Below are 25,405 nucleotides of genomic sequence, written 5' to 3'. Positions count from 1 at the left end.
CGGCTACGGAGCCAGGAGCTGTGCCTCCCCGTTGACGGTCACCGACGCATCGGAGACCGGTGCCCGGTCAGCCACGGCTCTGGTCCGCGGCGCCTCCTCGGGTGCGGCCGGCGCTGGTGCAGCAGCCTCCGGCGCCTCGGGGAACGGCCGTGAGATGTGTCCGAGCAGTCTGGTGAGCTCGTCCGCCAGGCCTTCCTGCAGTGGGGTGCCGTCGGGGCCGAAGGAGTCGATCTCGCGTTCGGCCAGGAGGACCCCGGTAATGGCATGGGTCGCGGTGAAGCGGAGGATCCCGCTCTCGTTGTAGCGGAAGCGGATGGTGATTCGGTTGCGGGCGGGGTCGTGTTCCGCCTGCGGCAGCGGGATGTCGAACGCGGCGAGCGGGAACGCCCGGTCGCTGTCGGCCGAGTGCCCGTACTCGCCCTCGACGATCTCGACGTGCACGGAAGTGGCCCCGGGCGCGGACGGCTGGAAGGCAGAGGTTCCCTCGGCGGGGAGCGTGGCGTTGCGACGGATGATCGACCTTAGGCCGCGCTCCCGCCCGGCATTGAAAGCGGCTCCGAGGTCGTAGTTGCTGACCAGGGAGAAGTCGCTGAGTTCGTCGAGTTCACCGTCGAGCGAGGCCGCGTAGATGGCCGCGCCCCGCGCAACGGCCGTCATGGGTCGGCACAGCCGCGGATCGACGATCCGGTCGTGGCCAAGGACCCGGCCGAGTGTCTCGCGGACCAGCGGGATCTGGGACGTTCCGCCGATGAGCAGGACGGAATCGATGTCCGTCGAGCTGATGGCCAGGTCGTTGAGAGCCTGCTCGACCGGCTTCAGCGCCCGCTCGACCAGCGGGGAGATCTCGGCTGTGTACTCCTCGACCGTGATCTTCGTGTCGTGGGCACCGCGGCCGGACCGCTCGCCGGGCGGGGCCTCGAAGAGGGCGTAGCCGTCCGGCGGCAGGTGGGAGAGTTCGATCTTGGTGAGCTCGACGTGCCGACGCCACTGCCGACGCTGTGCCATGCTGAGCCGCTCCGGGGCGGTTCCGAGTTTGCGCAGAATCAGCTTGGCGAGCTGTTCGTCGAACTCCAGCCCGCCGAGGGCGGTGATGCCACGTGACGTCTGCTCCTCGAACAGCCCCTCCGCGTACTCGAGCACGGTGACGTCTATGGTGCCGCCGCCCCAGTCGAAGACCAGGAATCGGCCCGGAACGGGGTAGTCGTAGGCGTACGAGATCGCCGCCGCCGTCGGTTCGTTGATCAGTGCCTTGACCTTGACGCCGCCGAGTGCGGCAGCGGCACGCGTGCGGTAGCGGGCGCCGCCGGTCGCATTGGCGGGGACGGTGACGACGGCCTCGGTCAGCTCGAGTAGCTCACGGGCCGCCCCTTCCCGTATGTGGCTGAAGAGCGCGGCCGCGGCCGTTGTGCTCCGGAAGAGTTCGCCGCCGATCCACACCCGGTGTTCTTCCAGGTGGGGAAGTGCATCCTCGCCGGCATCCGAGGACCGCTTCGCACTGGAACGCGTGCCGAGCATCCGCTTGACGGCATCGAGCGGGTCGCTGGTGCCGGTCTTCGCCGCCCATCCGAAGCAGAGAGTGCGATGGAGGTCGCGGACGGAGAGGACAGAGGGGAACAGCTGCCCGAACTCCGGCTGCTGCCAGTTCGCGGGTAGGTTCCCGCCGTCGACCGGGACGACCTCGGTAGCCAGCCCGTTCCAGCGGGCGACGACCGAGTTGCTGGTGCCGAAGTCGATGCCGAAGCTCATCGGGTGCCCTTCTGATGCCGTCCGGTCCGCTGATTCCCGGTAACGCCGCGCCGGGAGGCATGGTGGTCTCCGGGCAAGGGCGGCGTGTTCGGTACACGCCCCTCCCGGTGGCGGTTCGGTGCTGGCGCGGCTCCGGAAGCACTCTCGACGTCGGGTGGGACGGCGCCAGCGCGCCTGGACGGCCCCTTGCGGTGCGGCTTCTTGGGCGCTGCTTGTGTCTTTGCCGGAGCGGCCTGGCGGTTCGGGGGCAGCTCCCCCTTTGAACGCTGCTGCCGCTTCTGGCGAGGTGTCAAGCTCTTCGGCAGGTCCTCAGGTGTGTGGTCATCCTCGATGCGCAGCCAGCCGGCTTCCACGAGGCGGCCCGATTCCCGGTCGGTGTAGGCGGGAGAGACCACGGAGAATGCCGGGGTCTCGCTGTTCTCCGGACGTCTTTGGCCCGGGTTCGCCAGGCTGAAGAGGGACAGGTCGCCAGGATCGATGACACGGATCAGGCCCACTTTCGTGATCTCATGGTCGATCCTCTTCTGTAGCGACGTCAGGGTCGGAGCCTGGTACGCGACACGGTCGATGACTGCGAGTTGGGCCAGATGCATCTGACGGGTGCGCATTCCCTCCACGACCGCACTGCGGACCGCCTCGGTGAACTGGGGAACGAGCCGGCGTGTGAGCTCGGCGCGGATCGCGGCCGCCACGTCGCTGCCTTCGGCGGAGGACACTGACGCGGTGAGGGCAGCGGCGATCTGCTCGAGCTGAGCGTCGATCACGGGACGCAGGGACGTCGTGACGGACGCCAGCAGCTCGGCCGCGTCGAAGGTGCCCGGGGCGATCTCCGGCAGTTGGCCCCTGCGGGTCCGCCGGGCGCCTCCGGAGCGAGCCGCTGCCTCGCTCCGGAGGCCAGCGCTGCGCAGGGGCTGCTGCTTGTTCATGGTTGGCTGCTCTCTGCTGGCCGGGGTCCGGAAGGCCGGGACAGGCGGTCCACGGCGGAGTCGACTATCTCGCGAGCGGCGGCCTGGCGCGCCCAGGCCCGGTCGGTCTCTGACGGCGGCTCGGTCCGCCGTGGCATCGGTTCGGGGGGCAGGTCGAGCCGCTGGCTGGTCCCCGGTGGCACCAGCCAGCGGTGCGGGGCGAGGGGGAGCGCGAACCGTGCCAGCTCCAGGTTGCCGCGCTGTGCGGCCTCGATGGCGTCCTTGGCCTGGTTGACGGCCACTTTCCCCGACTCGTCGAGTTCGCGGCGGAGCGTGCGCCAGGACTGCTTCCAGTCCGGCGAGGCGTCCTCGACACCCAGCACGAGATAGGGGTTCAGCGGCCCGTTGCGCCCGGAGGCCGGGCGGCCTTCAAGGAATCGGCGGTTGCGCTGCAGCGAGTGAGCGGTGGACTCGCCCAGCTCCTGGAACCGGGGTGGCCGGGATTCCGCGTCGAGTGCCAGACAGCGGAGTGCCTTGCCGGGATCGGAAGCGGCCAGGAGGTAGGCGCGCACGTTCCTCGCTTCCCATCGGACAGTCTGGGGACCGTGGTCCAGCCGGTCGGCGCACTCCCGCGCAGCCGCCCGCATCTGCTCCGCACGCTCCGTCTCACCGCGGAGTCCGGCGTGCTGGGCGTGGCGGACGGCCCGCAGCATCCTCCTGACACCGAGCCAGCCGGTGAACTGCCGCGAGCCGCTGCGGCTGCCAGGAGCCAAGCGCTCGAGGAGCAGCCAGAGCGAGCGGTCGGCGGCGAGGTCCTCACTCACCTGGCCCGTCCGGCGCACCTCGCAGAGTCCGTCGAGGAGCTTCCGCACGTCCGGCGGGAGGCCGACCCACTCCTCCTCCACGGCCCAGGCATCGGCCTGCCGAAGCCGGTGCAGCAGGTGCCAGGAGCGGGGCCAGTCGTCCCCGGGCCCTTCGACCGAGTCGGCGGCCCGCCGTTCACGCTCCAAGGGCCAGTCCAGTTGGGAGAGCTCGTCATCGGAGAGGGTGTCCGGCGCAAGCCGTGCCCGGAGGTAGACAGTCCGGGAGGAACCGTCCGGTTCGGGGATTGCGGTGATCCACCCCTCGTCGACGAAGTCGTCCAGGAGGCTGAGCGGCAGGACCGAGAGCAGCGCCTTCTGCCGGTTCGCCGGGACGTGGAACTCGTTGATCGACTGCTCGTCCTGGTAGACCTGCCAAGCGCCTCCGGCGGCCCCAAGCACGGCCCGGGGCGTGTGTGCCATCAGGGCACGTGCCCGGATGGCACCGAGTTGGCCCAGGACGGGGATGCCGTGGCTGCCCGCCTCGGCGAGCACCGAGACACCGCCGACCGGTTCCAGAGCCGAAGCGGCGTGGACGACCTCCGCAGCCAGCTGGTGTGCCGTCAGGGTGAGCACCGGCCCTGCCCCTGGCGCCGCCCCGTCGAGGACGCGCCGGGCGAAGGCCAGGGCCTCTGACCACGCCCCGGCGTCGGCGAATCCCTCAGGAACCACTGGTACCGGGACGGTGACCGGACCTTCCGCCGACCGGGTGTCCCGTGCGGCTGCCGCCGCCAGAGGGACGCCGCCTGCGCGCAGTGGAGGCCGCTCGCCACGCGCGCGTGCCTCGGCGAGCGCCCTGCGCCGTTCCAGCTCACGGCGGCGGAGTGCCTCCAGCTCGTCGGCGGGGCCGGCGGTGGCGCCGCCTGATATGGCACTGCTGCTCTCCGCCATCACTCCGCCGCGAACCTGTGGACCTCGTCGATCACGGCCGCGGGGGTCCGGTCCAGGCAGTACCCGTCGACGAACGCGAGCCGCTCCGAGATGCCCGCCGCGGACACCTCCTTCCGCAACTGCTGCAACCGCGGCGCCTCGCAGGCACCGCCGGAGGACTCCAGCGGATGCTTGACCGCGACGGCTATCGGCTCGCCGGTGAAGTCCGAGGTGTGGACACAGACCAGGCCGCCGCCGGTCTCCTCCAGCCGGACGGCGGAGTCCTCCTTCGCCCAGCCGCGCAGGAGCTCGTCGTACCGGGACGACTCCGGCCGCAGGCTCCGGCCGCGCAGGGCACCGACGAGGTCCCGGGCGAGACGCCAGTCCAGCAGGGGGTGAAGGCGCATGTTCATGTAGTCCCGAAGGCACGAATAGCAGGAGCTGCTGCAGGCCTCAGCGTGTCGGCTGTCCTCCCCGAACTGGACGAGGTAGTCGTCCACTGCGTCGAGGAATCCGTCGATCTGGCCGGGTGATCCCAGGTAGGTGCTGAAACCCGCGCCGTTGTCGAGACTGTCGGCGAGGTAGGCCATGACCGGTGCCGCCACCGGGGCCGGGGACCCGTGGATGCCGCTGAGCAGTTCGTCGGGTTGAATATCGAGGTACGGTGCGGCGGCCCGCCGCAGCAGGGCGGCGAGAGAGTACCAGGCGGCGCGGCGGCCGTGGTAAGCCTCGGCGAAGCCGTCCGGCTGCACGGAGCGCGAGATGTCGAACCGCAGCCCCCGCTGCTCGTCCACGGCCGCCTTCGCACCGAGGAAGAGCATGTCGGTGTGCTGGGTGGCGCCCAGGGCGGTCTGCAGGTCCGCGTCGGCCCGCGGGTTCTCGACGTGCCAGTAACCCTTCCATTTTCCGCTGTCCTTGCGGAAGCGGAACAGCTTGCCGCCGTTGCTGTTCACCATGTAGCGGTCGCCGCTGCCGCAGTGCACGACGAGCCAGTCGTCCGCCGACCGGGGCACCCGGGGAGCGGTGTTCTCCAGATCGGCGGCGGTGCGCGTGCTGGTCGAGCCGCTTCCCCAGTCGCGTGTGCCGTCATAGTCCCGCGGGTCGGGCGCCGCGCGGAAGCCGCCCGGCTCCCGGAAGGGGACGGCCCGGTAGTTTTTGCCCTCCGCGCCGCAGGCTGGGCAGCGGTCCGGCGGTTCGGCGCCGTCTGGTACCGGATCGACGCTGGCACAGATCCGGCACATCGCCACCAGCTGTTCCGGGCCGAACGGATCCTCGGCGGCGTGGACGCGGCGCAGACCCGGGCTGAGCGACACAACGCCGTTCGAGCGGAGCAGACGGCCGTCGCGCGGGGTCTCGCTGCCAGGCGCGAACTTGCTCAGAGCCACCGCGAGATCACGGTTTACAGAATCGGCGGGCGGCCACGGGAAGGGCTTGTCGGGGAAGCTGCAGTACAGCAGGCGTGCCCTGGTCGGGAACCCGAACATCGGCAGCAGTCCGGCCTCGGCGAGCCGCTGGCTCAGCTCGGCGTGGCCGACCCGTTCCGCGGCGATGGCGTCGACCTGGTCCAGTAGGCCAGCGACGCATGCCACCGGGTCGATCGAGGAGACCGGCTCGGGAGTTCGGGCCTGCAGTGCGGCCGCGGCCGCCCGGATCCGGTCGGGGTGCCCGGTTGTCCAGTGCCTGACGGCACTGCGGTGGTCCGCCCAGTCGGCCGAGAGGCCGAACCGGCCGTGGACGTTGTTCGTCAGCGACGGGGTGTTGTCAGCGGCGTCGGACAGCGCCTCGAAAGCCTGGCGAAGGACTTCGCCGAGAAGCACGCGCTTGAAGATCGCTGGCATGCCGAGGGCGAGGTAGGGCCGCGGTGTGGGGCTGTTGGTGATGGCTTCGGGGCGGGCGAAGTAGTGTTCGTCGTGGCTGCGTCCACGGCAGACCGTGAGGGCGATCGCGACCGGACTGTGCCGTCGGCCCGCCCGGCCCACACGCTGCTGGTAGTTGAAGCGGGTCGGCGGCATATTGGCGAGGATGACCGTGTTCAGCGGTCCGACATCGACGCCGGCCTCCATGGTGGTGGTCACCGACAGGAGTTCGAGCCCGTCGGCCTCCTTGACATCATGCTCGCCGAGGAAGACGCCCTGGAAGATGCTCTGGCGCCGCTGGGCCTCCAGCCGGTCGGTCTGCCCGGTGAGTTCCGCGGTGCGCAGCGGGAAGCCGCCGGTCCCGTGCTCGGCCTTCCAAGCGTAGTAGTCGTCGGCAAGCGCTCCATCGAACTCTCTTGGCTTCGCAGGGAGTTCGGCGCGGCACTTGGTGCACAGCCCCGCCCCCGGGTGGAGGTGCGGGCGGCGGCAGCTGGTGCATGTCCAGGCCCTGCCGGTGCCGGTGCGCAGCGCGACCTTCTCAGGGTTGATCACGTACTCCACCACGGCGTCCCTCCAGACTCCGAGCACGCGGTCCATGACTGTGTCCAGGCAGGTTCCGTCGCGCCGCGCGACCTCCTGCCAGAAGTGCTTCAGCGGAGCCGGCGGATTCTGCAGCCCGGCACGCAGCTGGTGGAAGCGGCGCATCTGGCCGAGGATCCGCAGGCTTGCCCGGGCCAGTCCGTCGTCCCCGCCGACGGCTGCCTCGACCGGTGCGCGGTCGTCCTGGAGGCAGAGCCATCCCAGGCCGAGGGACTCGAAATCGCGCCCCGCGCTGGAGAACAGCCCGAGGAGGAACTCGGTGCGCAGCCGCTTGCGTATCCGATCCAGCAGTTCCTCCTGGGCCTGCGTCCCGGCAGTTGACTCCCGGTCGCGCTTCCAGTTGAAGAGAGCGGTCCAGCGCTGCCCTGCGGAGGTCTGCTGCAACGACGCGGCCGGGCCGCCGGGATTCGTTCCGTAGCCGGTGAGGAGTCCTTCGAGGTCGCCCGGGAGGGAGTCGAGCGACGGGAGGTTGGCGAAGCGTCGCTCGAGATCGGGCAGCAAGTCCGGCTCGGCGTCGATGTCGTCCGTGAGGATGGACTTCAGCTTGCCCCAGTCGGACGGGTTCCGGTCCCGGAGCCGGATCACGGCGGTCTTGACCGCCTCGCGGTCGGTCGGCTCGCCCGCGTAGTGGCTTTTGACCAGCTGCAGGTCCGCGAACGGGTCGCCCTGCTCCCGGACGGCCTTGGCAGTGAGCAGCCGCAGCAGGTCCTGGTAGTGCCGGAGCGCGAGGCCGCTGGCGAGATCGGACGCGTCGTCACGGCTGTCGGAGAAGGCGATCGCCTTGCGCTCGTCCTCCGGGAGGTGACCGAGGGCCTCGGTGGCGAGCACTTGGTTGATCTTGTCGAAGCCGGTGCGCATCCGGCGTACCGGGGCACTGCGAAGCCTGGCGGGATCCTCCAGCGGGATGTGGCGGCCGTCGCGGTCCCGCCGGATCTCCCAGTCGTCACCGCATGCGGGGCAGCGGGTCGGGAAGGGCCGCAGCTGCGCGGGGTCGTGTGCGGGCTCCTTCGAGTCCTTGCTCTCCGGGACGGTGATGTGGAACGACCAGCCGCTGTACTCGACGTCTTTGTTGCGGAGACGCCCAGTGGCGGGCTGGTACGCGCTGCGCCGGAACTCGAAGCCCACGCTGCCCCGGTTGTCGGACAGCCCCGCCGACCAGCCGGGCTTGTCCAGGCCGAGGGCCTTGGGCCTAGGCCAGTACACGATGTAGTTCGCCGCCGTCGGTACGCCGTTCGCCTCGTCAGGCAGCAGGTCGAGTTCGGGGAAGTCGGTGTGCAGAGCGCCGGTGAACCTTCGCTTCCGGGTGTCGCCAGGGCTGGCGTACCCGCCGAGCATCAGGTCGCCGCAGGTCTGGCAGTACAGCAGTTCCAGCACCCGCGCGCCGCAGCTGCAGCGGGAGGCCGGTTCGGCGAACAGGCGGCCGACCCGGCGGTCCCCGTCCGCCTCCACCGGGATGTCCGGGCACTGAGGGTCCGAGCAGGCCCAGACGCCGCTGATGTTGCGGAAGAAGAGGTGGGCCCGCAGCTTGGGCAGGTCGGGGTCATCGGCAGCGCCCAGGACCCGCAGTGCTCCGTGCAGGGCCGCCTCGCGTTGTTCCGGGGCAGGGACAGCAGGGAAGAGCTGTTCGGCGAGTGCGGAGATCCGCAGCGTCCGGGGCTTCCCGCCGGGGGAGAGCACGTGGGGGACCGCCCCGCCGAGGCCGGTGGCCTCGGCCAGGCCGCGGGCCTGCTCCCGGCTCAGCCCGCCGTCCGTGGCCGCCGCGAGGAGCTGAGCGTGGGCGGTCAGGTCGGTGCTGGCGCGCTTCGGCAGCACGGCGGTGCCGGGGATGATCCGGGCCCGGGACTTGGGCAGCGCGAAGAAGTCCTCAAGGAACGCGTCGTCGCGTCCCTCCTCCAGCGACGCGGAGGCCGCCAGCACCCGGAACTTCTCCGGGGCGGAGTCCAGTCCGAGCCTGTGCCGCAGATTGCGGAGCAGGTAGGCCACTTCGGTGCCTGCTGTGCCGCGGTACATATGGAGCTCGTCGAGGACGAGCGTGAACCGGGCCCCCGGGGTGCTCTCCAGCCACCGGCGGGTGGCCGCGAACATGCCAGCCTCCGGAGGCCGCAGCAGCATGATGTTGAGCATGGAGTAGTTGGTGACCAGGATGTCCGGCGGTGCGGCCTGCATGTCCCAGCGGCTCTGCATCTCTGCTCCGCCCAGACGCGGGATGAAGGCGAGGTGGCGGTTCTCTGCACGCTGCTCGCGCGCGTGGAGGGCCCGTAGGTAGTCGCGCAGCCTGGCCACGGCTGGCTCGGAACCGCTGCTGCCCCGCACGGGCGTGGCCCCGGTGTAGCGGCCGAAGTAGAAGCGGTGGCCGTTCCGGCGGTCGTCGAGCCATCTCCGGGCGCCCTCGCCGTCCAGTGCTTTGCGGAGCCGCACCATCTGGTCGTCGGCGAGGGCGTTGGTGGGGTAGAGGATCAGGGCCCGGACCGCCGCGGGGTGGCCGTTCTCCCCGGTGCGGCTCGCCCGGAACCCCTCCTCGCCCTGCCACCACGAACGCTGAACGGCACGGGTACCGGTCCAGGTGGCGGATTCAGCGACGAGGTCGGCCAGTAGCGGCAGCAGGAACGCCTCGGTCTTGCCCGAGCCGGTACCGGCTGTGACGACGAAGTCCTTTCCGTCCCGGCAGGCCGCCAGCAGAGCCTCGTGCTGGTGGAGGTAGAGGCTAGAGACGCCGTCGGGCAGCGCGAACTGGGCGAAGCCGGCGGCGTCCGGGTGCGCGGCTGCGGCGGTGAACGACTCCTGGACGGTCATCCCGCTGGCCGCGTACCGGGGGCGCAGCTCGATCAGCGGCTCGCGCCAGGCACCGTTGTCGCGGTCCAGCAGCAGGCTGCGCTCCTTCATCACCGAGAGGTCGTCGACACCGAACGGGGTGTCGTAGTAGCGGAACAGCGCCTGACGGAGACCATCGAAGGTACCGATGACGTCTCCGGCTGCCGCGTTCCCGGTCGGAGTACCCTCGTCGGCGCTCACGTTGTCCTCCCTGGTGTGGCCGCCAGCGGCGGCAGGATCTGCAGGTCCTGCAGCAGTGAGGCGGCCAAGGCCTCGGCCAGGACGAGCGGGACGTTGTCATAGGCCAGTGTCTGGCCCTTGTTCCCCCTGATCGGCGGCAGGCCCGTGCACAGCACGGCGGCCCGGGCATGGAGGGGTGGCAGCGGGGCATTGCGGTCCACGAACAGCCGTCCGAGGCGGGCGCGCCCCGTGGCCGTCTCAGCGCGCCACCGCACGGCGTTCTCGTTGATGCGGGCGAGTTCGAGGTAGATGCCCGTCTCGCGCTCCGTCCGGGTGAAACGGCCATCGCGCAGCAGCCGCACCAACAGGGTGCGGTCGGCGCCGCGCCAGCGGTACAGCCCGTCCTCGGAGTGTGACCTGGTCGGGACGAACCGCTGCGCGGTGAGGTCGTAGCGTTCTACCGTGTCCAGCCCGGCGCCGCCCGGAGGAGCCGCTTCGGCCTCCGCCTGGGCGCGCGGCAGGAGCGCGCCCAGTTGGAGCGCCGCACAGGGGACGTAGGCGGCCCCGATGCGGGCCGCCAGCTCGCCCAGCCGCGCGACGTCGTCGTACTGGACCATGAGCGTGGCTGGTAGCGGGACAGCGCCTTGACGGGTCTCATCGGGGATCTCCAGCAGCTCCAGCCAGTCCGCGGCGGCGGAGTCGAGGGTCCTGCGCACTGCGGCCGACCGTGCTCCGGTGATGAGCGCGAGGCCGTCGGAGAACGGCAGGCGGGTGAGGACCAGCGGGGCAGCGGACCACCGGTCGGTCCGGAAGTCCGCGTCCAGGAATCCGAGGGCGGACAGGTGGCGCACCCAGTCCCAGTCCGAGTACTCGGCGGCGCTGATGCCGTAGGCCCGTGCCGTGTTGCGGACCCCCTCGCGAAGCGCCGTCACCGAACCGCCCTGCCGCTCGCTCAGCCAGCGCAGCAACAGGTCGCCGATCGTCTCCGTGCTCACCGGGCCGTCTCCTCCGCCGCACGCACATATGCGGCCCATCTCGGGTCCGTCGTGCAGTTCCGCGCCGCTAGGACCGCTTCCGCCCAGGCGCCGGCGTTCGGCGACGAGGCGGGATCCGGAGTGCCGGGGTCGGTGGCACGTCCGCGCCAGCGCCCGGTCCGGCGTTCCAGAAGCCAACCGCCCACGGAGTGCAGCTCGACCTCGAACAGGTAGGGCGCCGACGCGTGCGGCAGCCGCTCGGCCAGCCAGCCGGGCGGTCCGGGGGAGGCGATGTGCCAGAGCCTTCCGTCGGAGGCGGCGAACAGCAGTGCCTCGGCACCTCGGCGGCTGAGGAGCACCTCGGGAACAGCGGAGGCCCGGTGTGCGGCACAGTCCGCGCCGGACAGCGTCGACCCGCGCCCGTGCACCGCCGGATACGCGGACGCCTTGAAGCCGGACACCTCGAATCCGCACCTGTGCTCCACCGCCGCAGGGACCTGGAGCCCTTCGGCCGTGGTGAACCGGATAGTGCTGGCACCGAGCGAGACCGTGTGAACGCTCGCATGGAGCCCGAGCCCCGTCAGCGGCACCGGACCACCACGGGCCCTCGCACCGCGCAGCTCCGGGCGTTCCTCGCCATTGACGAGGAGCAACTCCGACGCGCCGTCCGGGACGACTACGGCGGGCTCGCCCCCAACGAGGTAGAGCTGCCGCTCCAGTGCTGGGGCGAGTCGCAGGCCGCCGACCAGCCGCAGCTCAAGCTCTTGGGCGGGTCGAAGCGACGCGATGACTCCCTGGATCTCGCCGAGCGCCTGGCGCAACGTCACCGCGTCGTCGAAGACCACTCCCGTGTGGAGCGCCCAGCCATTGGGAACCCAGTGCAGCCGCGCTCCTTCCCTGGAACAACCCGGAAATGCAGCCCGGTCCAGGAGGCGCCGCACGTCCGACTGCACATCGGGTGCCGCCAGCACTATGTACTCCTCGCCCGGGACGAAGGTGCTGGCGCTCACCCAGGTGTCCAGGACATCGTCACGCCCGAGTGCTAGCACCGGTGTCGGAGCCCTGGTCAGCCCCATCTCGCCGAAGCCGACATCCAGCCAGCAGGTCAGGCTCCTCGCGTCCGGTACTCCCAGACCGTCGACCGAGCAATAGGCGGTGTCACCGAGGCGTTCCAGGACCACTCCGCCAGAGTGGCTTGCATGCCGTACTTCCGCGTCCGGGACGCGGGCGAGCCAGGAGAGCCGTCCGGCCTCAAACTTCACGAGCAACTCGTTCCGCCCGCTGCCCCGGGTCGCCTTGGCCGCCGAGCTGTCCCAGGAGACGGCGAGGTTGCCCAGCAGCCGGGCGATGTGCGGACGGAAGTCGGGGACCTTCTTCGCCCGCCGGAAGCCGGCCGAGAATCTGCTGTCCCAGCCCCATTGCTCCAGGGTGGCCAGAAGTGTCTCCCCGCCCAGCGGCCAGGCACGGGAGTTGTGGCTGCGCAGCTTTGCGAACAGTTCCGGAAGGGCTTGCCGGTCACCGCCGTTCAGCAGCGCCTGGGACAGCGGGAAGCCGATCCTCGACTGGTTGCGCGGCAGGTCAGCGGCAGCGGGGATGGTGCAGGCACCCCGCGTCGTTCCCTGGCGGTGCTGCCAGTCCGCGAGGGCCTGCCACATCCTTGACACCACTTCGAACTCGTCGCTGCCGAGAAGGTCCTCGCGGCCGGTGAGCAGCTCGGAGAAGCGGACGTGGTAGGCGCTCGCCCGGTGGTTGCCGTCGTTCACCATCTTCGTTGCCGCGAGCACGGAGGCAGCCAGTAGCGGAAGGAACGCGGGTATTGCGGCCTTGTCCTCCTTCCACATCCGCCAGCGATAGGTATCCATGGGGGCGTAGGGCCGGTCCGTGCCGCGGTTGAGGAGACTCCCCACACACTCGGCCAGCGGCACGCCGATGCGATGGCGTTCCCGCAGCCCCCGCTCCACGTTGTCATCGACGTAGAACAGGGTGGGGCGGTCGGCCTGCGCCGGGCTGAAGAACTCGTCCTCCAGCGCCTGCTGCCACGCCCGGTAGGGGAGGTCCAAACTGTCCTCGCGAAGTGTGTCCGTGTTGCTGACTTTCAGTCAGTGCTAGATCTCGTCAACCCTACCGCGCGGAGGTCCTGCGGTGTTCCCGGGCTCGGGACAGGTGATGTCCGGATATGGGACGCCTGAAAGGCTCAGTCGTTGCCGGGTGCCGTCCAGGCGCCGGGAGAGGGCGGGGCTCGCGAGGGCGGCTTCGGGCCGGTCGCGGGGGCTGCCGTGCCGGACCGTCCGCATGATGGCCAGGGGCGGTCCGGTCAGCCCTGCTGGCGTGGCCGCGTACTGTAGTGGCCGCCACAGGGGAGGAGGGGCGTGTTGCGCAGGGTGCCGCCGGAGATGTTCCGGTTCACGACGGGGGACAGGGCCGAGCTCTACGGGGCGATCCTGCAAGCGTTCGGGGCGGCCAATGAGCGGTTGGAGACCGCACTCGGGCTGGACGACGTCCGCGGCCGTCTGAGGACGGTCGGGTGGCTCGACGCGATCCAGGACGACGAGTTGCAGGAGGCGCTGCGCCGACTGCGGGAGTGGCAGCTGCTGGACGTGGTGCAGAACCACGCGGAGAACTACCGCACTGCCGAGGAGTACGAGCGCCGCAACCTCCAGTACTCGCTGACCCGGCGTGGCGAGGCGGCGTTTGCCGGGGTGGAGCATGCCGTGTCCGTGCTGGCGTCGACCGGGGCGCTCCAGACCGCGGTGCTGGAGGCGATCACGGACCGGCTCGACGAGCTCTACGTCCTGCTGGGGGACTCCGCGTCCTCGGACCGGCGGGTCTTCAGCACGCTGCAGGAACTGGAGGGCCACCTGGAGGCTCTGCTGGCGAACACGAAGGCGTTCAACGGCGAGTTGCAGCGCCTGCTCCGTGCCGAGGGCGCGGATCTGGCGACGTTCCGGGAGGTGAAGGCCTCGACGGTGGCCTACCTCCAGGAGTTCCTCGTCAACCTCGACCAGCGGGGACGGACGGTCGCCTCCGCCGTGCAGCGGGTCGAGCAGCGCGGCGTGAGACTGTTGCACGAACGTGCCCTGCGGGGGGCCGAGTTGCCGCCGGCCGCCGACGGCGGGACCGAGTCGGCCTGGCTGGAGCGGCGCCGGGCGCGCTGGGAGGGGCTCCAGTCCTGGTTCCGGCCGGCGGACGGTGCGCGGCCGCGGGTGGAGCAGCTGCACGACGTGGCGCGGCGCGCGATCGTGACGCTCCTGCAGGTCCTCGACCGGATCACCGAGTCACGGCGCCGCTCCTCCAGCGCCGTCCAGGACTTCCGGGAGCTGGCCCGCTGGTTCGCCGCGGCGCCGACCGAGGACGACCTGCACCGGCTCTGGTCGGCCGCCTTCGGTCTCGGCCCGGCGCGCCACGCCCATATCGCACACCCCGACCCCGAGCTGGTGCCCTCGTCGAGCAGTTGGGCCGAGGCCCCGCCGGTGGCGGTGTCGGCCCTGCTGCGCACCAGCGGTCGCACCGAGCGGTTCACCCGTACCGGCAGGGTGCGCGATGTCGGCGGCATCAAGGCCGCCCGGGCCGAGCGGGCCCGCAAGGAGCGCGCCGAACTCGAAGCGGCCTGGGACGTCCTGGGCACCGACGGCCCCGTGCGGCTCTCCGGTTTCGGCACACTGGACCACGCCGTCTTCGAGCGGCTGCTGGACCTCCTCGGCCGGGCGCTGGCGGCGCGACCGGACGGCGGCGGGGTCCGCCGGGCGGTCACCTCCGACGGCCGGGTCGAGGTCGTCCTCCAGCCCCTGCCCGATGCCGGGCGGGCCGTTCTCCGCACGGCCCGGGGGCGGCTGGAAGGGCCGGACTACCTGGTGGACATCCGGGGCCCGGGCCGCGTGCAGGAGTCCGTCGCGCGGGAGTCCGTCGGGCGTGAGACGCCGTGAGCTCCCTCGCCAACCAGCTGGTCCTGGCCGAGCGCCAGGACGTCGCCCGGGGCATCCGACTGCTCCTCGGCCGCCCGCTGATCACGGAGCGCGGCGACCCATCGGCCTTCGAGGTGATCCGCCGCCGCCAGGGCCCGTTGGCGAAGTGGTTCGACTACCACTGCGGTTGGCAGCTGGTAGTGGAGCCGCGCCTTGGCTACTCGCGCCTGCTCAAGATCCGGACCGTCCCAGACGCCTCGCGCCCCGCCCGCCGGCAGCGCTCCGGCAGGGCCCCGTTCGACCGCCGCCGCTACACCCTGCTGTGCGTCGTCGCAGCCGAGCTGCTCCCGGCCCCGGTGACGACGGTAGGCCTGCTCGCCGACCGCGTCGTCCAGGCCTGTGCCACCGACGAGGCACTGCCGCCCTTCGACACGGCGAGCAGGCCCGAGCGGATGGCCTTCGTCGACGTCCTCAAACTGCTGGAGGCCCACGGCGCGCTCCTCACCGTGGACGGCGCCACGGAGAGCTTCGTCGACTCGGCGAAGGCCAAGGTCCTCTACCGGGTGGACGCCACCGTCCTGATGCGCCTGCTCGCGGCGCCCGTCGGGCCGTCCCGACTGGCCGTCCCGGCGGAGGACGTGCCACTGCGCTTCGAGGAACTCCTGCGGGGCACCGTGCGCGAGAGCCGGTACGGTGGTGCGGACGCCTCCGACGCGCAGCGCAACCTCCGGCTGCGGCACTCGGTCCTGCGCCGGCTCCTCGACGATCCCGTCCTCCACCACGACGAGCTGGGCGCCGACGAACTGGCCTACCTCACCTCGCCGACCGGGCGCCAGATCGTCCGGCGCGCCGCCGAGCAGGGGGGCTTCGTCCTGGAGGAACGGGCCGACGGTCTGCTGCTCGTCGACCCGGACGGGATCGCCACCGACGGCCGCTTCCCCGACGACTCCGCGACGGCCCGCGTAGCCGCCCTGCTCCTGCTGGAACCGCTGACCGCCGCTCCGGGCGGGCTCACACCGGAACAGCTCGCCGCCGAGGCGGGCGAACTCCTGCGGCGCTTCCCCCAGTGGGCGAAGAGCTACCAGTCGGAGGACGGCGCCCAGCGCCTCTCGGCCGACGCCGTCCGCGTCCTCGGCGACTTCGGCCTCGCCCGCCGGACCGGCGGCCGTACGGTGCCCCGGCCGGCTGCGTTCCGGTACCGCACCAACGTGGCCGACGGCCCCGCAACCTGACCAGGAAAGACTTCCGATGACCGCGACACGACCTCCGCAGCCCCCCACGTCCCGGACAGCGGGCGGGGCGACCCGGTGGCGGCCGTCCAGAGCGGGCATCCTCAACGTCTGGCGCTACTACGACGAGACCTTCACCTTCCACGAGGGCCGACTCCTCCTGCGGGGTCAGAACGGCACCGGCAAGTCCAAGGCGCTGGAGGTGCTCCTGCCGTTCCTGCTCGACGCCAGCCTGCGGCCCAACCGGCTGTCCACCTTCGGCGGTTCCGAGCGCACCATGCACTGGAACCTGATGGGCGAGGGCACCTCGGGCAAGACCCGGGTCGGATACGTGTGGCTGGAGTTCGTCCGTGACGACGGCGGTCCCGGCTGGTTCACCTGCGGTGCCAGACTCCAGGCCAGCATGCACACCACCGGGGTCGGCGCCGACTACTTCACCACCGGTGCGCGGATCGACCGCCCCGGCGGCCTCGCCCTGGCCAACGACGCGGGCCAGCCGCTCACCCGCGCCGCCCTGGCCGAAGCGCTCACCGGCCTGGGCGAGCTGCACGGATCCCCGAGCGACTACCGCAGCACGGTCCGGAGCACGCTCTTCCCGGGGCTGAACGAGCAGCGCTACGACGCCCTGATCACCGCCCTGCTCCAGCTCCGCACCCCCAAGCTCTCCGAGCGCTTGGACCCGTCGCTGTTGTCCTCCCTGCTCTCCCGGGCGCTTCCCCCGCTCGGCCAGGGCGAGATCACCGAACTGGCCGAGGGGTTCGAACGCCTCGACCGCCAGCGCGAACACCTGAAGGCGCTGGACGACGAAGTGGCCGCGGCCACCGCCGTCGCGCACCAGCAGCGCGGCTACGCCCAGCGCGTCCTGCGTGCCGGAGCAGCGGCGCTCATCTCCGCGACGACCGAGATGGACAACCTGACCCGCATTGCCCGGGAGAGCGAGGAGCAGTACGACGAAGCCCTGCGCCGGCGCGAGGAGAGCCGGGCGGCGCAGGAGGAGCTCGAACACCGGAGGCAGGAGACCGAAGGCGCCATCGAGGGATTGATCGACTCCGAGGTCTACCGGCAGGGCAGGGAACTCGACCAGCTCCGGCGCAGGGCCGACCACGCCGCCGGGACCGCCGACCGCGTCCGCGCCGCCGCAGACCGGAAGGTTCGTGCTGCCGCCGAGGACGCCGGACGCGCCGACGAGGCGCGGCTGCGCTGCGAGCAGCGGGCCGAGCACGCCCGCGCCGCGCGGGAGGACGCGCGCGGCGCGGCGCGACGGGCCGCCATGGAGTCCCTCTGCGCCGAAGTGCAGGCGATACTCGGCGCCGTACCGGGCGCGCCCGCGGACACGGGGGAGCAGGGGCGTACGGCGCGCCTCCTGCTGCGTGGTGCGGTCACCTCGCGGCACGGACAGATCGCGCAGGTCCGCGCCGCCGTGGAGCGCCATGAGCGTTCCGTCGCGGACCGGACGACGGCGGAGCGCCACCTCGACACGGCGCGCGAGCGGTGGGCCGAGGTGACCGCCCGGCGCGACGGGAACGCGCGCGCCTATGAGACCGCCGTCGACGCCCAGGCCGGCCTGCTCCGCCGGTGGGCGACGGCGGACTGCACCGAACTGCGCATCGACGACGCGGAGGAACTCGCCTCCCGAGCCGCCGCCGAGACCGAGGTCCTCGTGTTGGTGGAGGCTGCCGCCCGGACGGCGGAGAGTTCCATCACCGCCGACGAGACCACCGTACGGGCCGGCCGGGACGACGCTCGCGCCCGGCGGGACCGGTTCGCCGAAGAGCTGGAGCGCACCGCAGCCGCGGTCGATCTCCCGCCGGCTCCGCCGCGCACCCGTACCGCCGACCGCTCGGTCCGGCCGGGCGCGCCGCTGTGGCGCCTGCTGGCGTTCCGGCCGGACGTGCCGGCCGCCGACCAGGCCGGCATCGAAGCGGCCCTGGAGGCGGCCGGCCTGCTGGACGCCTGGCTGACCCCGGACGGAGGGGGCGCTGTTGTCGGCCACGACACCCTGGCCGACCCGGCATCGGCCGTGCCGGCCCCCGGCTCCTCGCTGCTCGACGTCCTGGCCCCCGAATCCGACGGCCCGGTCCCGGCCGACCGGGTACGGCGACTGCTCGCCGGCATCGCCTACGGCCCTACGCTGCCCGCGGGCCACCCGGCCGCCGTCGCAGCGGACGGAGGCTGGCGGCTGGCGACAGCCGTCGGCTCCTGGAGCAAGGAGGAGTCCAGCCACATCGGGGCCGCCGCCCGGGAACGTGCCAGGCAGCGGCGTATCGTCGGCCTCACCACCGAACTGGCCGAAGCCGATGCCGCCGTCACCGGCTTCGAGACGCGGCTGCGGGCCCTCGCCGACCGCCGGACGCGCCTGAGTGCCGACCTGCGCTCCCGGCCGGGCCACCAGGCGGTGGAGCGGGCCAGGCAGAGCTGGGAGCGGTCCGAGTCCGAGGCGGGCGCTCGTGGGGACGCCGTCCGCGAGGCGGTCCGACAGCTCGCGGAGCAGGAGGACACGGTTGCGGCCGCGCTGCGCGCACTCGCCGTCGCATCGGCCGAGCACGCGCTGCCGGCCGAACGATCCGCGCTGGACACGACCGCCGAGGCCGTCGAGGCGCTGCGTGACAAGGCCGACGTGTGGTTCGACTCCCACCTCGCCGGGGTCGCTGCCCAGCACGCCTGGGACACCGCCCGCAGTCACGCGGAGGCTTCCCGGGACGCGGCCGCCGAGAGCGTGGACGAATCCGAGGCCGCCGAAGCGGCCGCCCGCGGGATCCGGTCCGCGCTCCAGGCCGTCGAGGCCACCGTCGGCGAGGACTACCGCCAAGTGGCCTCCCGGATCGGCGACTTCCGGAAGTCGCTCGACCGGACCCGCCGCGATTCCGAGGCCGGTACCAGGGCGCTCCTCGCCCTTGAGGGCCGGATCGGCTCGCTGCGTGCCACCATGGCCCAGGACGCGACCCGGCGCGATGACGCCGTGGCGGCCCGCGACGAGGCCGCACGCGGCTTCCGACGGCTCTGCGTCCTCGGATTCCCCGAGGACGCGGGCATCGACCTGGTCCTCACCTCCGAGGACGGCACCCGCGCCACCCTCGAAGCGGCGCGCACGACCGCCGCCGGATGGCCGGGCCTGCCGCACGGCACCAGGAACCTCGGCGATGCGCTCAACCGTCTCGCCGAAGCCGTCCACCGAGCCCGACAGAGCCTCAGCAGCCGAGCCGACCTCGAACTCGAAGCGGAGGACGACATCCACGTCCTCACTGCCACCATCGAGGGCATCCGGGTCGGTGCGGCGGGCCTCCTCACCATCCTGACCGCCGACCGCGACCGGAGCCAGGACGACATCACCGCTGCCGAACGCGGCCTGTTCGACCGGACCCTCACCGGCGATACCCGCCGCCACCTGGCCTCCCGCATCCGCCAGGCCGGCGAACTAGTCGAGCGGATGAACGGCCACCTCGAACGGGTCCGCACCGCCTCGCGGGTGGCCGTCCGCCTGGTGTGGCAGGTCCACCCCGACCTGCCCGCCGGCACCCGGACGGCCCGTGAACTGCTCCTCAAGGACCCGGCCCGGATCACCGAAGCCGACCGCGAGGCCCTGCACGCCTTCTTCCGGGGCCGCATCGAGGAGGCCAAGGCCCGGAACACCGCCGCCACGTGGGAGGAACAGCTCGCCGAGGTCCTCGACTACACCGCCTGGCACCAGTTCGTCGTCAAGCTGGACCGTGCCAACGGCGCAGGGTGGCAATTGCTCACCAAGAAGCTCCACGGCGCCCTGTCGGGGGGCGAGAAGGCCATCGCGCTCCATCTTCCGCTCTTCGCCGCCGTCGCCGCCCACTACGAGGCGGTGCCGGACGCCCCGCGGCTGATCCTGCTGGACGAGGTCTTCGTCGGCGTCGACACCGTCAACCGCGGTCAGGTCTTCGCCCTCCTCGCGGCACTCGACCTCGACCTGGTGCTCACCTCGGACCACGAGTGGTGCACCTACCGGGAGCTCTCCGGCATCGCCGTCCACCAGTTGATCGCCGGTGGCGACGGCGACGACGCCGTGACCAGCGCCCGCTTCACCTGGACGGGCACCGACCTGCTGGCCGACGAGGCGGAGACGGAGGAACCGACATGACGGACCGCCACCCCCTCGACCTCCCCGAACTGCGGCCCCTCTGGGCGGCCGTCCACGACCGCCTCTCGACCGGCCGCCCGGTCAGCCGGGTGCGGTCCGGGCCGCTGGACGACCCCGGCCGGGAAGCACTGGCCGACCTCCTCGGGCTCGACCGGCTTCCCGGCGCCGAACCGACGATCCCGTTCGCCGCGCTCGACGGCGCCGTGCTGGACGCCTGCGGCCGACCCGTCCGGGACGTCGTGGCCGCGATCCTCGGACCCGTCCACGACCGGGCAGCCGAGCGTGAACGCAAGGCCGGCCAGCGCGACGCCCTGTGGGAGTGGCTGGCCGGCCACGGCGTGGTCACCGCGCAGCCGGTACTGCTGGAGTGGGTCGGCCACCTGCGGACCAACGGCCTCGTGGACGGCTCGCCCGAGCGGACCCGGGGCCTGCTGGCCTCCGCACTGACCGTCCTCGCGGCGCTCCCGGCCGGTGGCGAGCCACTGCCGGTCCTCGCGGCCCGCCTCCTCGACGGCGACTCCCACGCCCTCGACGACGGGACCAGAGTGTCCTCCCTGGTCCTGCGTGCGCTGGCGGTTCTGTACGGCACCGGCATGCCGGACAGCGCCGAGGGCCGACGCGGGCTCTGGAGCCGGGCCGGCGTGGCCGACGACGAGTTGTCCGCCGGCGTGCTCGCCGTCGGCCTGCGCCCCGCGGGCGAAGGCCCGGTCGCCGGGATCTCCCGGATCTGCGCCGACGCCGGCCACCCCGTCAGCCTCACCCTCGCCCAACTCCGCGCGCCCGGTGGCTTCACCGGACCCGCAGGACCGGTGCACATCACCGAGAACCCCAGCGTGCTCGCCCTGGCCCTGCGGCGCTTCGGCCACCGCTGCCCGCCGCTCGTCTGCACGTCCGGGTGGCCCAACACCGCCGTGATCAACCTGCTGCGCCGACTCGCCGCCGACGGCGCATCCCTGCGCTACCACGGTGACTTCGACGGCGAGGGCATCCGCATAGCGGCCCACGTCCTCGCCAAGACCGGGGCCGTTCCCTGGCGCATGGGAGCCGACGACTACCGGGCCGCGGCGACAAGGGTCCCCTCGGGCCCCGATCCGGGGCGTCTCACGCCCGCGCCGTGGGACACGGCACTCGCCGGAGCGATGGCCGGGCTGCGGACCGCCGTGGTCGAGGAGGTCGTCGCCGACCTTCTCCTCGACGACCTGGCAGATCACCTCACGAAGCGGACATAGGATCACCGCGGCGAGGGGTGGCGAGCGCTGCCGTGCCAGGGAGGGGTGGCGGTGCAGGAGCGGGCACACAGGGCCGGCGCGGCCTGGTCGGAGAGCGGGTTGCGGCTCATCGACGGGAAGTACCCCTTGTCGGTGGAGCGGTACGTACTGCGGCAGGTCGCCCGTCTGGTTCCCGGGGTGACCACGGTGACCCCGCACGCCCGCTACTACGCGCTGCACGGCCTCGTCGCCGCCGAGGCCGAAGCGCAGGGACTCGGCAATGCCGGGACCCAGGAACTGCTGCGCCGCTGCGAGGTGGTCCTCGCTGCCGCCTCCCATCTGCACCGGGAGGACCACGGCCTGTACGGCTTCCCGCAGGCCCACGGCGAGGCCCGGCTGCGCGGGCTCTTCACCGCCCCGACCGTGGAGTTCGCAGCAGCCATCAGGCCCGCCAACGGCGGCTACACCCGTAGCAATTGGGGCTTCCTGCCGCCCTACCAGACGTCCGAGCGCGAACTCGGCATCCTGGTGAGCGTCCGTGGCTCCGCGGGTCGGCCCGGGCCCGGGCCACGGCTGGACCGGCGCGCCGTCCGGGCGGGCCTCGGGCCGGTGCTGGAGCTGGCCCGCGGGGCGGAGCTGCGGATGGCCGACGTCGAGCCCCACGTGGAGCAGCTCTGCGTCTGCCAGGGCGGCGCGCAACCGGACGGACGGTGGCTGGCGGAGCTGCTGTGCCTGGCGCCCGAGGACGGCTCGGACGAGTCCGGGTCCCAGCGCCGGGAGACGGTCCGGCTGCTCACCCGGGTCCTGGACGGTCACCCGTCGGACCGTCCCGTCGAGGAGGCCGTGGGCGAGTTCCTGGCCCTCGACCCCCGGATGGCCGACGGGGGAGCGCTGGCCGGGTACGTCTGCGCGGCCGACTGGCGCGGCCTGGCGCTGCGGAACTACTCGGTGACGGCCTGGCGCAGGCTCTGGTCCTGGCTGGTCGGGCAGGCCTCGGCCGGCGTGCACCAGGCGGAGTGGGCCGACCGGTTCGCGCGGGCCATGCCGCCGGGCACGGTCGGCGAGTTCTGGGACGCGTTGCCCGCTCCGGCGGCCGGCGCCGGCTTCGGAATCGCCGGGCGCGAGATCCGGCCGGAGGAGGAGCTCGCGGTGCTCGCCCAGGGGGCCCGTTGGGCCGAGGAGCTCACCGGGGACACCGCACTGGCGTTCAACGGCCCGCCGGGTGAGTACGAGCAGGAGCTCCATCCGCGCTGGTTCGCCGCCTATCTGGCGGATCGGCGCGACCTCTCTCTCGCTGAGTGCGCCCGCGAGCTCGCGGTCATCCTGCTGCGCCGCTCCGCCCGGGTCGCGCTGGCCAAGTCCCGCTCCACGTCCGACGGGAGGCTCCAGCTGCCCACCAAGCTCCAGCAGCGCGACACCTTCCTCTTCACCCGGGGCCCCGAGGGGACTTCAAGGGTGATCCTCCGTCTCAACCGCCTGGCCTACGTGCTGGCAGGGTGCGGCGTTCTGACCGTCGATGCGCAGAGCTGGCGCGTCACCGACCTCGGGCGGGAACTCTATGCCTGACGACACGTCGTCCATCGCTTCGCCGCTGGAGCTCATTCACGAGGAGGAGAGCCACCGCGACTGCCAGGCCGTCGAGTTGCTGCTGCTCAGCTACACCGTCGACCTGCACCTGCTGGAGAAGTACGCGCTCGGCCCGGCCCGGGCCGCCGGAGCCCGTCTGACGGTCCTCGGGGACGCCGACCACCTAGTGCTCGATCCGCGCTCGGCCCGCCTGCCCGGCCGCGACTACCTCGTCGGGCCCGCCGCTGCCCCCGCCGCCTTCCACCCGAAGCTCTTCGTGATGGCCGGGCCCGAGCGGGCCACCGTCGCCATCGGCTCGGGCAACGCGAGCGTGGCCGGCTGGTGCACCAACCACGAGCTGTGGACAGTACTCCGCTCGACTGTCCGCGGCACCCCCGCGCTCTTCGCGGACCTGGCCGCCTGGCTGCGCGGACTCCCGCGCAGCCGGGTCGCCATGATGCCACCGATCGCCAACGCTCTGAGCCGCACCGCCGACCTGCTGGACCACCGTGTCGCGGCCGCGCCGGAGGTCGAGCCGCAGAGCCGCTTCGTCTCCTCGCTGCACCAGCCGATCATCGATCAGCTGCCTGAGGGGCCGGTTGCGGAACTGACCGTCTCCGCCCCTTTCCACGACCCGGGGGCCCGGGCGCTGACCCGGCTCGTCGCCCGGCTGAGGCCGCGCCGGCTGACCGTCTGCTACCAGGAGTACGGCACCGAGCTGGACGGCCCGGCCGTGGCCGCGCTCCTGCGGGAGCACGGCGGCGAACTGCGGCGCGAGTCCCGCCGGAGCCAGTACGACGACCGGTACCGGCACGGGAAGCTGATCGAGTGGGTGGTCGACGGGCAGCGCTGGGCGCTCACGGGCAGCCCGAACCTCTCCGCCGCCGCGCTGCTGCGCACGGTACCGAACGGCGGCAACTGCGAGATCGGCGTGATCGCACCGGTCGAGCACTCGCTCGCACCGCCGGGGGAGCCGGTCGCTCCGGAGTCCGTCGAGAATCTGGCCCCGCCGCGGCGGGCTGCCTCGGCAGCGCCGCTCGGCAGCCCTCCCCGACTCCTCGGCGCCGCCCGTGACCAGGGCGGCCTGCGCGTCTGGCTGGCCCGGGCCGCCGAGCGGGACATCGAGCTGCGGCTCTCCCCCTACAGCCGGCCGCCCGAGGAGTGGGCCGGCCTCGGCGCCGTGCCGGCCGGGGCCACGGAGTACCGCTTCCCGGTGGACGCCGACCCGGGCAGCCGGGTGGGCATCCTCGGCAGCCCGGATCTCGTTCCCGTGACGGATCCCGCGCAAGCCGTCCGTCGGCCGGCGGCAGAGCGGAGGGAAGCCGCGCCGCTCCAGGCCGTGGACCTCTTCCGTCACCATGCGCTCCTGGAGGAACTCCTCCGCAGCCTGCTCGACACCCAGCCCGAACCCTCCTCCGGCGGATCCCCGACCCGTGCGGAGCCGTCGGCCTCCTCCGTCTCCGGGACGGGCGAGCCGAAGCTCGGGCTCCCGCTGACCCTCTTCGCCCTCGGGCGACAGCCCACCACCGAGCCCCTCGACGGGCCGCCCGAGCCGGACCGACCGGCGGACGGACCGGCGAACGACCAGGGCGAACGCGCCTGGTTCGAGGTGTTCACGCCCGAGGAGGAGGCCGGCCTGGACTCCGACACCGCCGAGAACGAGGAGCAGCCGGCGGACGGGCCGTCCGAGGACGGCGAGGAAGCACTCCGGGCCCGCCGTCGAGCGCTGGCCGCGCGGCTCCGGCGGGCGCGGCCGGATCTGCCGATCGTCCCGCGGCTGCTGCTGGTCCGGGTGCTGCTCGAATTCCTCGCCGGGGGCGCGTGGCCGGGAGGCGATCGGTCCTGGTACACCCTGCTGGCCGACGCGACCTCCCCGCTGGAGCGCCTCGACCCGTACCGACTCTCCTCGGAGGATGCCGAGTCGGCCGCTTCGCTGGCGGCGCTGGTGCTGGCCGTGCTGGAGTTCGAGGCCGTCGACGCGGCTGAGCGCCACCGGTACAAGCGGCTGGCCGAGGCCCTGGCGAACTTGCTCCTGGCCGCGACGGAGGAGCGGATCGCGGCTTATACCGCACCGGAGCTGGCCGGACGGTTCGGTGCCATGGTGGAGCCGTACCGCGTACTGGAACTCGCCAACCAGCTCGTGGAGGACCCGGTGGCCGCGGCTGTCCGGGAGCTCGGCACCCGGACGGGCACCGTCGCACGGCGGCACGCCGTGAACTTGATCTCCGTTCAAGGCAGCTGGTCCAGTCCCAGCAGGGCTGCCCTGGGCGCCCTCGGCCGCACCGGCCTGGACGGCCCGGTCGGCGCCTGGGCCTGCCATGACGACGGCCGTTGGTCCTTCGTGGCCTGGCGCAAGCCGGACCTCTTCGAGGTGACGTATCGGGGGCGGTCGGCCGCTTGGCGGCACTTCCGGCTCTCGCCCGCTGTCTCGCCCGCCACGCTGGCGAGCGATGCGGAGTTCGGCGGCCGCCGGCCGACCGCCCGGGGTCCGCTGTCCCAGTTCACCGCCATAGGCCGGGAACTCCTGGACGCACTCGATCTCCTCACCCCGCTCCCACCGCCGGGCGTCCGGACCCCGGATCGCTAGGGTTCC

12 protein-coding genes are annotated in these 25,405 nt (G+C 72.5%); 6 read left to right on the top strand and 6 right to left on the bottom strand.

The window, feature by feature from the left end:
* Window positions 1–3: 3 nt before the first annotated feature.
* From ACFU74_RS02940 to ACFU74_RS02915, 6 genes are all read right to left on the bottom strand, one after another.
* The gene (locus ACFU74_RS02940; RefSeq protein ID WP_380750789.1) at window positions 4–1,746 is read right to left on the bottom strand and encodes an Hsp70 family protein; all 1,743 of its coding nucleotides are present in this window, start codon (window positions 1,744–1,746) and stop codon (window positions 4–6) included.
* Window positions 1,743–2,672, bottom strand: coding sequence for a hypothetical protein (locus tag ACFU74_RS02935; protein ID WP_380750786.1), 930 nt, complete (start codon window positions 2,670–2,672; stop codon window positions 1,743–1,745). Before ACFU74_RS02935 ends, ACFU74_RS02940 begins: the two co-directional genes overlap by 4 nt.
* Window positions 2,669–4,087, bottom strand: a complete 1,419-nt coding sequence (locus tag ACFU74_RS02930) for a hypothetical protein (protein WP_380750783.1) — start codon at window positions 4,085–4,087, stop codon at window positions 2,669–2,671. Before ACFU74_RS02930 ends, ACFU74_RS02935 begins: the two co-directional genes overlap by 4 nt.
* 314 nt (window positions 4,088–4,401) lie before the next feature.
* Window positions 4,402–9,849, bottom strand: a complete 5,448-nt coding sequence (locus ACFU74_RS02925) for a DEAD/DEAH box helicase (RefSeq protein ID WP_380750780.1) — start codon at window positions 9,847–9,849, stop codon at window positions 4,402–4,404.
* Window positions 9,846–10,823 carry a hypothetical protein gene (locus tag ACFU74_RS02920; RefSeq protein ID WP_380750777.1) on the bottom strand — a complete coding sequence of 326 codons (978 nt, stop codon included), beginning with the start codon at window positions 10,821–10,823 and terminating at the stop codon, window positions 9,846–9,848. The genes ACFU74_RS02925 and ACFU74_RS02920 overlap by 4 nt, the downstream gene beginning before the upstream one ends.
* Window positions 10,820–12,862: a hypothetical protein gene (locus ACFU74_RS02915; protein ID WP_380750774.1), complete on the bottom strand. Its 2,043-nt coding sequence runs from the start codon at window positions 12,860–12,862 to the stop codon at window positions 10,820–10,822. Before ACFU74_RS02915 ends, ACFU74_RS02920 begins: the two co-directional genes overlap by 4 nt.
* Before the next feature lie 333 nt (window positions 12,863–13,195).
* On the opposite strand from ACFU74_RS02915, the gene ACFU74_RS02910 reads away from it, so the two are divergent.
* From ACFU74_RS02910 to ACFU74_RS02885, 6 genes are read left to right on the top strand one after another with little or no spacing between them, the layout of a single operon-like run.
* Window positions 13,196–14,725 carry a TIGR02677 family protein gene (locus tag ACFU74_RS02910; protein ID WP_380750859.1) on the top strand — a complete coding sequence of 510 codons (1,530 nt, stop codon included), beginning with the start codon at window positions 13,196–13,198 and terminating at the stop codon, window positions 14,723–14,725.
* Window positions 14,722–15,936 carry a TIGR02678 family protein gene (locus ACFU74_RS02905; RefSeq protein ID WP_380750771.1) on the top strand — a complete coding sequence of 405 codons (1,215 nt, stop codon included), beginning with the start codon at window positions 14,722–14,724 and terminating at the stop codon, window positions 15,934–15,936. The genes ACFU74_RS02910 and ACFU74_RS02905 overlap by 4 nt, the downstream gene beginning before the upstream one ends.
* Window positions 15,937–15,952: 16 nt before the next feature.
* Window positions 15,953–20,038 carry a TIGR02680 family protein gene (locus ACFU74_RS02900; RefSeq protein ID WP_380750768.1) on the top strand — a complete coding sequence of 1,362 codons (4,086 nt, stop codon included), beginning with the start codon at window positions 15,953–15,955 and terminating at the stop codon, window positions 20,036–20,038.
* On the top strand, window positions 20,035–21,267 hold the full coding sequence (locus tag ACFU74_RS02895) for a TIGR02679 family protein (protein ID WP_380750765.1): 1,233 nt from the start codon (window positions 20,035–20,037) through the stop codon (window positions 21,265–21,267). The genes ACFU74_RS02900 and ACFU74_RS02895 overlap by 4 nt, the downstream gene beginning before the upstream one ends.
* A 51-nt stretch (window positions 21,268–21,318) precedes the next feature.
* On the top strand, window positions 21,319–22,812 hold the full coding sequence (locus tag ACFU74_RS02890; protein WP_380750763.1) for a hypothetical protein: 1,494 nt from the start codon (window positions 21,319–21,321) through the stop codon (window positions 22,810–22,812).
* Window positions 22,805–25,399, top strand: coding sequence for a hypothetical protein (locus tag ACFU74_RS02885; protein ID WP_380750760.1), 2,595 nt, complete (start codon window positions 22,805–22,807; stop codon window positions 25,397–25,399). The genes ACFU74_RS02890 and ACFU74_RS02885 overlap by 8 nt, the downstream gene beginning before the upstream one ends.
* Window positions 25,400–25,405 lie beyond the last annotated feature (6 nt).

Origin of the sequence: Kitasatospora sp. NPDC057500, assembly GCF_042802195.1 — a bacterium.
Classification (GTDB): domain Bacteria; phylum Actinomycetota; class Actinomycetes; order Streptomycetales; family Streptomycetaceae; genus Kitasatospora.
Note: the sequence above shows the minus strand (reverse complement) of the source record. Positions and strands in the feature narration are given on the sequence as shown.